This window comes from Frigoriflavimonas asaccharolytica (assembly GCF_013294015.1).
Taxonomy (GTDB): Bacteria; Bacteroidota; Bacteroidia; order Flavobacteriales; family Weeksellaceae; genus Frigoriflavimonas; species Frigoriflavimonas asaccharolytica.
This window is the reverse complement of sequence record NZ_JABSNO010000010.1, coordinates 61,503-72,851: the sequence shown is the minus strand read 5'-3', so window position 1 is coordinate 72,851 and position 11,349 is coordinate 61,503. Positions and strand designations below refer to the sequence as shown.

7 protein-coding genes are annotated in these 11,349 nt (G+C 33.4%); all 7 read right to left on the bottom strand.

The genetic code is table 11. The features are described from left to right. Nucleotides 1–145: 145 nt before the first annotated feature. Nucleotides 146–1,003: a polysaccharide lyase family 7 protein gene (locus HNQ03_RS08305; RefSeq protein WP_173779237.1), complete on the bottom strand. Its 858-nt coding sequence runs from the start codon at nt 1,001–1,003 to the stop codon at nt 146–148. A 16-nt stretch (nt 1,004–1,019) separates the two neighbouring features. Further along, a complete protein-coding gene (locus HNQ03_RS08300; RefSeq protein WP_173779204.1) occupies nt 1,020–1,877 on the bottom strand; it encodes a PKD domain-containing protein in 858 nt (285 codons plus the stop codon). 17 nt (nt 1,878–1,894) lie between these two features. Then, nucleotides 1,895–3,328: a RagB/SusD family nutrient uptake outer membrane protein gene (locus HNQ03_RS08295; RefSeq protein WP_173779203.1), complete on the bottom strand. Its 1,434-nt coding sequence runs from the start codon at nt 3,326–3,328 to the stop codon at nt 1,895–1,897. 10 nt (nt 3,329–3,338) lie between these two features. Beyond that, complete coding sequence (locus tag HNQ03_RS08290) at nt 3,339–6,218, bottom strand: SusC/RagA family TonB-linked outer membrane protein (RefSeq protein ID WP_173779202.1); 2,880 nt, start codon at nt 6,216–6,218, stop codon at nt 3,339–3,341. Between the two features lie 154 nt (nt 6,219–6,372). After that, nucleotides 6,373–6,720 (bottom strand): cupin domain-containing protein, encoded by a 348-nt coding sequence (locus HNQ03_RS08285; RefSeq protein WP_173779201.1) that lies wholly within the window; start codon nt 6,718–6,720, stop codon nt 6,373–6,375. 22 nt (nt 6,721–6,742) lie between these two features. Continuing rightward, nucleotides 6,743–8,995: a heparinase II/III domain-containing protein gene (locus HNQ03_RS08280; RefSeq protein ID WP_173779200.1), complete on the bottom strand. Its 2,253-nt coding sequence runs from the start codon at nt 8,993–8,995 to the stop codon at nt 6,743–6,745. A gap of 2 nt (nt 8,996–8,997) precedes the next feature. Next, on the bottom strand, nt 8,998–11,337 hold the full coding sequence (locus HNQ03_RS08275; RefSeq protein ID WP_173779199.1) for a polysaccharide lyase 6 family protein: 2,340 nt from the start codon (nt 11,335–11,337) through the stop codon (nt 8,998–9,000). Nucleotides 11,338–11,349 lie beyond the last annotated feature (12 nt).

Sequence of the window (11,349 nt, the reverse complement as noted above, 5' to 3'; positions counted from 1 at the left end):
TATCCAAAAATAAGTTAATATTTTTGAATATGGAAATTATATTTAACATTATTTTGCATTTATTACATCAAAATGCAGAATTTTTTACATTTAGATATTTAATGAAAATTCTACAGTACAGATCATCAATGTTATACCCCGTAATTTAATGAGTGACAGTTAATTTGTAATAATTTACTTTTGCGAAAGAACCTTCGTCTCTGGATTGAAAGTAGTTTCCGGCTTTGAAATAGTTTTCGAAAATTCCCCATTTTCTCATATGGATATTATCGTATACTGCAAATTCATTATTGTTAAGAGAAACCACCATTTTGCCATCTGTTACTTTTACTTCCAAGTCGAATCTGTTGAATCCTACTTCTTCTTTGAAGGTATATCCTTTATCATCATCCCAAGCATCTTCGTGCAGCATTTCCTCGTAGGTAGCATTTAGATTTTTGAGTTCTTTAGTTTTTACCCGAATTTTTCCGTCTTGCCAATAAATTTTCAAAATTGGTGGTGCATTATTATCATCTTGACCGCTCAGTATTTTCTGCTCGTTAGATAATCTCCCATGTATCTGCATGATAATTACTTTATGGTATTTGCCGTCTTTATCTTTGGAAACGCTGCCCATCGCTAATTCACCTTTCATGGTGCCTCCTTGTTTGAAGGTCCAGTTTTTATTATTATCACCAGAAACCATTTGCTCTCTCAATTCTGAACGAGAATATTTTGTGTTGGCAGTTTTACCTTCTGCAGGATAAGCGTAGAAAACCAATGCTCCAGATTTTGGATCATTGTACATATTTTTCATGAGCAATGGATCTTCTGCGTAATTCAAAATTTGTGGTGGTTCTACGTTGGTTACTTTTCCAGTTTCAGGGTTTATTTCTGGTGTAGTTACAGACCAATGATTTAAATCTATGTCTGCAACTTTACCTTTCTTAGTTTTTTGTGCTACACAATCTTTGAAAAAGAATAGCGCAAAGAATGTAAAAACGAGAACTGCTTTAGATTTCATTTTATTATTCATCTTTTTAGTTTAATGCGATTGTGAAGGAGTCTACATAAGAAATAGTACCACCACTATTATCAATATAAATGGCAATTGTAGAATTTGCACCAGAATTAAATTGTAAATTCACTGGTGTAAAATTTCCTTTTCCAGTTGCGTTAGCACCAGTAACACTTGTAATTATGGCACTATTGATATTAGCAGGATTATTCACAGAGCCTCCCAAAACTGCTATTCTTACAGTTCCTGTACCAGCATCTTGAGAATATTTGCAAGAGATTATATAGTTTGTATTTGGTGAAACTGTCAATTCTTGGTATGCAATTCTTTTATCTGGTGCTAAAGGAAATTTTGAGGCAAAACCACCATCAAATGAAGAGGACGCAGAAATCTGAAGGATTCCACCTAATGCATTATTTCTCCATGGTTCTTTTGTAGCATCTACATTACCTGCATCAAAATTGGCCGCTTGTATTACAGGAACCAAACCTACTGGTACAACTGGTTTTATAACGACTATAGATTTTGTGATGTTACTGGTAACTCCCAATTTATCTGCTGCTTTTAAGCTTACATTATAAGTACCTTCACCTGCGAAAGTAAATGCAGCATCTTGAGTTGTGATAGTGGTACCATTTGGAAATGTCCAGATGTAATCTGTAGCACTAATAGAAGCATTTGCAAAAGTGTAGGTTTTCCAAGCATCTGGAGTTCCAGAACCTTGTTTAAATTCAAAATCAGCAGATGGTGGTGTAAGATCTGATTTGGAACCTGCTTCTGCAATATCGTATCTCAAATCGCATGATGCTAAAGAGAACAGCAAGAAAGTAAGAAGTAATGGTAGAAAGTTGATCTTTTTTATGTTAAATATATTTTTCATAATATTATTTTTTGTGATTAATAACCAGGATTTTGTTTTAACAATCCACCAGAAATATTTATTTCTCTCTGTGGAATAGGAAGTAGCAAATCTGTAGCCGTGAATGAATAATTATTAGCTGCAGAATAAGCTGAAAGTACTGTTTGCGCTGCACCAAATCTTACTAAATCATAAAATCTTTCGTTTTCAAAAGCTAATTCTACTCTTCGCTCGTCTAGTAATTCTTGTTTTGTAATAACGCCGTCTGCATCTGGAAGCAAACCTGCTCTCGTTCGGATTTTTGTGAAGGATGTAATCGCTGCAGCTACATTGGTGTCGTTTCCTGCGCCAATAATTGATTCTACATGCATTAGTAAAACGTCTGCAAGACGTAGAACTATCCAATCATTTCCTGCTACTCTTGGGTTATTTGCAGAAGCATTAATACCCAAAGATGCATCTGCAACCGGAAGATATTTCACTACTTGAGACTGCGAAACCTGTGCAGGGTCTATTCTGTAAGAGTATGGTTTTCTATTGCCTCCCATTGCATCTATAGCAGATTTTGCTTCGTTGGTTACATAATTTACACCGCTAGATCTTCCAACAGAATTTAGCCATTCTGCAGAAATTCCTTGGCTATCAAAAATATTATCTCCAACATAACCAATGGCAAAAATTACTTCGCTGTTGTTTTCTGTAAAAAATACATCTTTAAAATTATTTTGTAAAGAATAACTACTTGCAATAACGGCCTCACACAATTGTTGAGCTTCTAAATAATTAATACCTAACGTAAGATAAACTTTTGCTAAAAGTGCTTGTGCAGCAGCTTTTGAAGCTCTGTTCTTGTAAGTATTATCTAAATTGGCAATGGCAGTTTTTAGATCACTTACAATTAATGTATAAATTTGTGCTTTTGGAACTCTGGTAAATTGAGCTTCCTTTTCTGTAATTCCTAAGACATGGTCTACATATGGAATATCGCCAAACAATCTTACCAAATTAAAATTTGCATACGCTCTCACAAATTTTGCTTCTCCTTCATATTTGCCTCTTGTAGTAGCAGAAGCAACATCCAAATGTTTTAATACTGTGTTCGCTCTAAAAATTACATTGTAATAACTTAAATAGTAATCTGCAACGATACCATTTGTGGAGGCTACTTGATATTTTTCAAATTGTGCTGCTTCTCCTTCTTGGCTTTTCGTTCTTGTATTATCGCTTCGCATTTCTGTAAGGTAAAATTCAAACTGTATTGCTTGATTTTTATTTACATCATCTTCCAAAGGATTTGCTCCTTGTATGCCATCATACATATTAATAACACCAGAAAGCAATTGTGCATCTGTGAGATAATAATTTTCTCCATCACCTGCAGAAACTACTTCTGGGCTCAGAAAATTGTCTCCACAAGAGGACGTAAAAAGGGCAATAAATATATAGGCTGATAGTATTTTTATTTTTTTCATAATTGTAATTTTAAAATTCAAGATTTAATCCCAAAGAAATTGTTCTAAAAACTGGAGAACCAGCTCTTTGATATCCATAAGTAGTTGCAGAAGTTGTATTTATAGATTCAGGATTCAATCCGGTATATCCATTTGCCATCCAATACATTAAATTCTGTCCTGCAGCATAAATTCTTGCACTGGTAAGAAAATTTAATTTAGCCAACATGTCTTTTGGAATGTTGTAACCAATATTTAGATTTCTCCATGCGATATATGATGCATCTTGGATAATAGAGTCTGTAAATATTTTTTCTTTGATGAAACCTTGGTTTGGTGTTGTAGCGGCATTAAAATCTTGCGCAGAATTGAAATGATTAAAAAGATATTGGTCTCCCATATTTCTCACTTCAGCACCATGGCTACCTTGGAACATAAAGCTGATATTGAAATTTCCTATGGTAAAATCATTGGTAAAACTCCATATAAAATCTGGGTATGGATTTCCTAGTATCGTTTTATCTTCATCATCTATTAATCCGTCACCATTCAAATCCTTCACATAAACATCTTGTGCTTGTCCGCCAATTGGGAAATATGGATTATTGATAAATTGCGCAGGTATTTCTTTATCTACAACCCATCCGTAGAAAGATGAGATAGGATTTCCTACAAGATTGATCCATTCTGCTGCTCTTTTGTCATCTACATTTTGTATCAAACCATTAGAATCTCCGAAATCTAATAATTCATTGATGTTTTTGGAAGCTAAGATTGTGGATGTCCATCTAAACTTTTCGTTGGTTATGTTTTTTGTTCTTATTTCAATTTCGATTCCACTGTTTCTAACTTCTCCTATATTTGCAAGCGCATTAGCAAAACCTGTGGTACCCGATATTGGATTGTTTAGTAATAATTTATCACTTGTTCTTTGGTATAAATCTACAGACCCAGTAATTTTATTTCTAAAAATGCCATAGTCTAATCCTAAATTGATCTCGCGTGAGCGCTCCCATTGTAAAAATGGATTTGAAATATTAATAGGATTGTACGCATTTACGGGTGCATTATTTACAATTGCTGTAGAAGGATTTAATAATGAAAGTGATGGGTAGTTTTCTATTAAGAAACCATCGTCTCCATTAATTCTTAAATCTTTGTTTCCTGTAAAACCATAACTGGCTCTTAGTTTTAAATTATTAATGATTCTGCTGTCTTTCAAGAAATTTTCTTTACTTAATGCCCAACCAATTGATGCCGCAGGAAAATCTCCATATTTATTATCTTTCCCAAAAATTGAACTTCCATCTCTTCTGTAGCTTAAAGAAAATAAATATTTGTTATCATAAGCATAATTGAATCTACCATAAAAACTTAAAAGTGTTTGTTCAAATTCGTAAGATCTACCGCCCAAAAATACAGAACCTGCTTGTATAGTTTGCACCAAATCTGAAGTATAACCAGATGCAGAACTTTCATCACCTCTTGTATTAAACTTTTCTGCAGATACACCGGCAACAGCTGTTACATCATGATTTCCAAAAGTTTTGTCGTAGGTGAAATAATTTTCATTTACTAAGTGGAAAGCATTTTCTGCACCCAAATCTAGTTGTGCAGAAGAGGCCAAAAGATCAGACAAAATACCTTGGTATCTTCTTGCTTCTGTATTTTGATAATCTCCACCAATAGATGTACGGAATTTCAAATCTTTTGTGAAGCTATATTCACCATATATATTCCCGAAAATTTTAAATTTTTTCGCAGTTCTGTTTCTTTCCTCAACCTTTGCCACAGGATTTACGTTTGAGGTATCACTTATGCTTGTACCACCAGATGCAACAGGCATTCCTGTTGCCAAATTGTAGTTGTCAAACATTCTTTCAATTGCATAATCACCAATTTTTGCATCGGCATATTTGCCATTGTCTCGTAATCTGTTTACAAATTTGATGTTGTTTTCGTCCAAATATACTGGTAACCAAGGTGCTTGTCTCAATACATCATGTGTAGAGCCATCAAATCTTCGTTGGTTGGTGTAAGAAGGAGATAAATTGAAACCCATTTTGAATTTATCACTTACTTGGGTATCTAATTTCAGCTGAAGATTAAATTTTTTGAAATCGTCCGTTAATAGCACGCCTTCATCATGCAAATATCCTACGGAAGCGTTGAATTTTGTAGTTTTATTTCCACCTCTTGCACTTACATTGTGGCTTTCTATGGTACCACCATCAAAAAATACATCTTGCCAATCTGTATTTACACCAATAAGCTGAATTAGCTTTGTTCTATCAGATATTGTTCCGGTTGCTGCTAGTTCTCTAGCTGCAGTATCAGCGATATCATAAGTATAAGCATCGCTTTTATACGCACTTTTTACTCCGAAAAATGTATTATAAGAAAATTTTGTTTTGCCATCTTTACCTTGCTTCGTAGTAATTAGAATTACTCCATTTCCACCACGAGAACCGTAAATTGCGGCAGAAGCAGCATCTTTTAATACTTCAAAAGATGCTACATTATTCATATCCAATGATCCCAAGAAATCATTGCTGACAACCATTCCATCTACTACAATTAAGGGCTCTGAAGAACCAGATATAGAACCTGTTCCTCTAATTCTAATTGTAGGTGCAGATCCTGCTTCACCTTCCACAGCTTGTACATTTACGCCGGAAACTTGCCCAACTAATGCATCATCTACTCTGGAAACTGTGATTTGATCTAAATCTTTGTTTTCTACTTTGGAAATTGCACCCGTTAAATGGCTTTTTTTTGCAGTTCCGTAGCCAATCATGACTACTTCTTCAATTTTTTGCTCTTTTAAGATGGTGTCCTTTTTTTTGGTTTGTGCTGTAAGAAGCGAACCAAAAAGTAGAAAGGCTACTGCAACTGGTAATTTATTATTCATAAAATGTTTATTTAATTACAATCTGGTAAACCAAACTGGTAAACCAAAAATATAAATAATATTTGTATTAGCAAAATTATTTATCAAATATTTTCAAAAAATTTGAAATTATTTATATAATTTAACATAAATACATAAACATTTTATAATGACCTTACTTCATGAAGTCCTCTCTAATTGGGCTAAATACATCAATTAAAATTCCTGCCTTCGTACAAGTTGCACCATGTAGAACATGAGGCGGAATGTATACGGAATCTCCTCCCACTACAGTTTTTGTAACGCCACCAATGGTAAATTCAAATTCGCCACTTGCAACATAAGTAGTTTGGGAGTGGTGGTGCTCATGTTCGTAGCCGATGCCGCCAGTTGCGAAATCTACTTTTACAAGCATTATTTTATCATCATAGCCCATTATTTTTCTTTGAACACCTTCGCCAACTTTTTCCCATTCTTGGTCTCCGTCCAATAGAAATTCTTTACTCGCTCCAAAACTTTCCATATCTTATTTTTATAATTAATTTTTATTTTATTAAAGTAAAAGCACCATTCCAACTATAAATTTTCCCGTCAATGCTTACATTATGCGTGCTATTTTTATCGGCATCTTGAAAAGAGAATAAAAATATTGAAAGATCTCCTCCGACTGTCATTATTTTTATTCCAATGTATTGATCATCTTGATACACGATATCTAGTTTTTTTATATTGCTAAAAGTATTGTTGCCAATTTCTGTTACAGGATTGTAATGACCATGTATTTCTAGAGCAGTAACAAAATAGGTGTCTTTTGCATTTGTCTTTCTAATCATAAAACCAGGATCATTTCTAAGATTAAAATCGGGATCGTTCGCACCAATTTTGGTGAAAATCAATTGATCATCTTTAGAAACTGCAGATGTTAGACTGATGAATCTATCGTTATTAAACCAAGAAACCTTCGCATTGCCTTCCGGTTGAGAACCTTCACCGATTTTCCAAAGATGTTCGTAACCATTTTTTGTACCTAATGGTGATAAAATGTTTGGAGTTTCATATTTAAAATTTGCAGACATTATTTGTCCGAAATAATAGTAGGGCAAATCATACTGGTTGCTTGTTTTAGATTTAATTTTAATAATATCCAAAAGAAATGGATTTTCAAAATCGTCTTCTTTTATCAATGCCAAAACTCGATGCATTTCTGTTCCTGGAAAAGCGTTGCTTTCTTTTGCGCTTACAATTTGCAAATTAGGGTTGTTGGCATCAAACAAGTATTTATCAGAATGAAATTGGTCGCCAGTTTCATAATCAGCTTCAAAATTTGAAGATTCATTTTGAACAATCGTATTGTGAGCAATGGTTTGTTTTGCCCAAGTTTTATTTTCTTTCAAATAATTTCCTCCGCCTTTTTGCTGTATATTCACAAATCTTGCTAAACCATAATCTTGCAAAATTTCGTTACCACCTTCATATAATGAGAAAGATAATTTATCATAATGCCCATGACTTCCACCTTGTGCGGCGTATTTCATGACCAAAGTAATTTCTTCTGTAGAGCCTTTACTGCGTAAAATTCCAACGCCACCTTGATCGCCTTTTATACCATCAGAATATGCAACAGATTTTTTTATAAATGAAGTAGCTTTTCCTTCTTGAATTGCCTTTGCAACGGCAAAGCCAGCATTATCCAGCGTTACTTCGCTTTGTTTTTCTGCGATGGAAAGCAAACCCGTATTTTTTTCACCGAATAAATATGCTGCATCTACAGAAAAAACCAATTCTCGGGAATAGTAAGACATTCCTTTTTGCCCATCATTTAAGGGGAAAAATTTTCCTTCAGTATCTGTTAGGTTTAATAATGTGATTAATGATTTTAATAAAACTCCATTTTTGTACTCGAAAACCTTTAAATCTGGCCGAGTATTTTGCAAAGCTTCGGCAAATACCATGTAAGGATACATTGCATATCTTTGATAATAAGGACCTTCCGTGAAATAACCATCAGGAGAAAATGGCTCATCTACATTTGCGAAGAAGCCAGCTTTTTGTCCAGGTTTTTTTAATAATCCGCCATCATTATCTTTTTCTCCTTCTTTTATCCCGTCCTTTTTCATCCCGTAAAGAGCACGTTCTACCAATTTTTTGTCATTCATTACCAAGCCAATCATACCAACTGCAACATTTCCCCAAGTGCTATGATTGTGAATTCTATTATAAAATTTAGGATTTTCTAAAGAAATAAAATCTGCTAATGGACGAAATAAATTACTCTCTAAAGTTTTTCTTTCACTTACAGTTAGATAATTATAGATGCAATCATAAGCTTGCGCGGTGTATACCAACCAATTGGAATCATTTAAAGCTTGCCAAAAAAATTTTCCTCTTGCGTAGGAGCGAGTTTGAGGGTGAAGTGGAAGAGTAGGGTACATCTTTTCATATTGAAAAAGCATTTCTTTTACATATTTGGCGTACTTTTCTTCGTTTAAAATTTGATACAAAAGTCCAGCTTTTTGCATCATCAGAAAGTTTTTTTTGTGCCTTTCATGTGTATAACCGCCAGAATAATCCTTCGGTATCGGAACTTCTATACCGTTCAGAATTTCGGCATCTATTTGAGATTTTGTGGAGGCAAGAGTTTCATCAAACAAAGGTATTCTTCCCAAATTTGCACGAATTTCTGCTACGCCTTTTGTAGTTAAAATTAAAGAAGGGTGTTCTTGCGCAGTGTAGCATTGAAAAATTAATATGAAAAGTAGGCAAGAACACACCTTGCTATAGAATGAAATTTTATTCATATTTATTTTTTCTGAATTAAACCAATATTCATTTTGTCGGTTCCTTTTGCATTTAAAGTTGAATTTGAAGGTAATTCGTAATTTTTATTTGTAAAAGCGGGATCAATCATGAAATTATCTTTTTCTGTGAATTTTTGATCTCCAGTAATTAAAGTGCTTTCTGTTTTGAAGAAATTATTGTTCAAAATATTTACAACCGGTTCCCCAACAATAAGTTCTAATTTAATTTTTTTAGAATTAGTAAAAATATTATTTTCAATTCTAATTCCTTGCGCACCATGAATTAACATTGCTGCATTGCTTTTATTTTTCTTTCCATTTCCTACATTATCAAAAATGCAGTGGTTAATGTTCAAAAATGGACCAGTGGTACTTTCGTCCGTTCCACCACGATACAATTGTAGAACTGTGCCAGAAATATTAGAAAATACATTATTATTTAATATTACTTTTTCTGCATTATAAATTCCTGTGTCATCAACTTCTTTATCTAAAGAAACCACGTTACCCGAAATTTTATCGAAGGTAGAATTTTCTATTTTAAACAAATTTGCCATTGTGTTTTTTGCAATTACTACCACATCAAAACTATTATTTACATCTAAATTAATGAAATTGCAATTGTTGATATGCAATATGTAGTTGTGATTCATAGAATATTTACTCGTTCTTATCACGGCATTTCCCGTATAATCTGGTGCATCTTTGCCATCAAAAATTAAGTTTTCTAAAGCCAAACTACCGCCGTTTTCTATTTGAAATAACGCTTGCTTTTCAAACAGGATGGTTGGTTTTATCTTTAAATCAGATTTAAATGTTAATGGATGATTGATTTCGATGATTTTATCTGTTGTATAAATATCCGATGAGGTTAATTCTAAAATATCTCCTGGTTCAGAATTTTTTGCGGCATCGTACAATGTGTTTTGTCCGGCTGCCACTTTTATTATCTTTCCAGAAGAAAGTTGAATTTCTTTATCTGCTTTAGAATAAAAACCAGTACCTGTATTATCTTTTGTAGCAATATTTTCATTAATTTGTGGTTTAATACCTTTTACTTCTGGCAGTGTGAATCCCATCTTATCTTTCACCAATTTAAATTTCGTTTTGGTAAATCCGCCTTTAAACATATCTGTTTTTGTGTTTTCACTCACAAAATTATTGCTGAATTTTATTCCACTCATATCATCAAAAACATCAAATAATCCCACTGTTTTTTCATTATAAAAAAGATTATTCGTCATCATAGAATTTGTGGGAACTGCACTTCTTTCGGCATCACTTCCAACACCAAATTGGATATTGTTGCAATTGATAAATGCATTGTTGGATATTTTCGCGTTATCTACAGAATTATATCTATTGATCGGTGAATTTGGCACGCCGTTCATTATCGTTAAAGCGCTTCTGAATCTGTATCCAGCAAGATTTATCAGTATATTGTTGATGATTGTTTGATCTTCATTGATGACTCTAATTCCACCAGTATTTTCTACATTATTTCCTAAAAATAGATTGCCATCTACCGTATTTCCTCTTCCATGGCGAATAGTTAATGTTCCTTGAGATTCAAAAAAGGTGTTGTATCTATAAGTATTAGAGCCAGATTTGTTGGAAATTATTTCTACTTCGCCATCGCAACGATCAAAATAATTGTATTCTACAATAGTGTTGGATTTTGTGAGTGAATAATGACTGGTGCCAATTCTTAAAGTTTCGCCACCATTGGAACCTAAAATAGGTCGTGGTCCGAAATAATTATGATCTATTTGATGAAAGTTTTCTTGGCTTTCCACCGAATTTAATCGAACTGCCATCGTAACCCCTACATTTCTTTTCCCTTCAAAATGATTGTGGTCAATTCTGTTATTTTTTCCGTAAACACCAATCCAATAGTCAGATTCTTGTCTTTCTGGGTTACTAAAATTATCAATTACCGTTTCTGTTAACCTGCAATTATTAGCCAGTTCTTTACTGCTAGTTTTGAAAGAAATCACTTCTGTAGTTGGCGTATAACCATTTTTGAAAACCAAACCACTAACTATTAAGTATTCACCAGAAATTCTAAGATTAGAAAGTCCAGAGAGTATAACTTTTCCATTTTCTTCAGCTTTTAAAGTAATAGGTAAGCTTTTTGTCCCTTTGCCTTTAAAAACGAGTTCTGTATTTTGCCAGTTTCCGTTTGCTAAAATAATATTATCGCCAGGTTTTGCATTTTTGACAGCTTGATTAAATTCTGTTATATTTTTCACTTTAAGATCAGAAAAACCATAAGTTTTGGAAAAACTGCAGAGAGAAAGTAGGGTAGTGAATAAAAGTGCAAAGACTTTGAAATGTTTCATAGTGTATTGGTT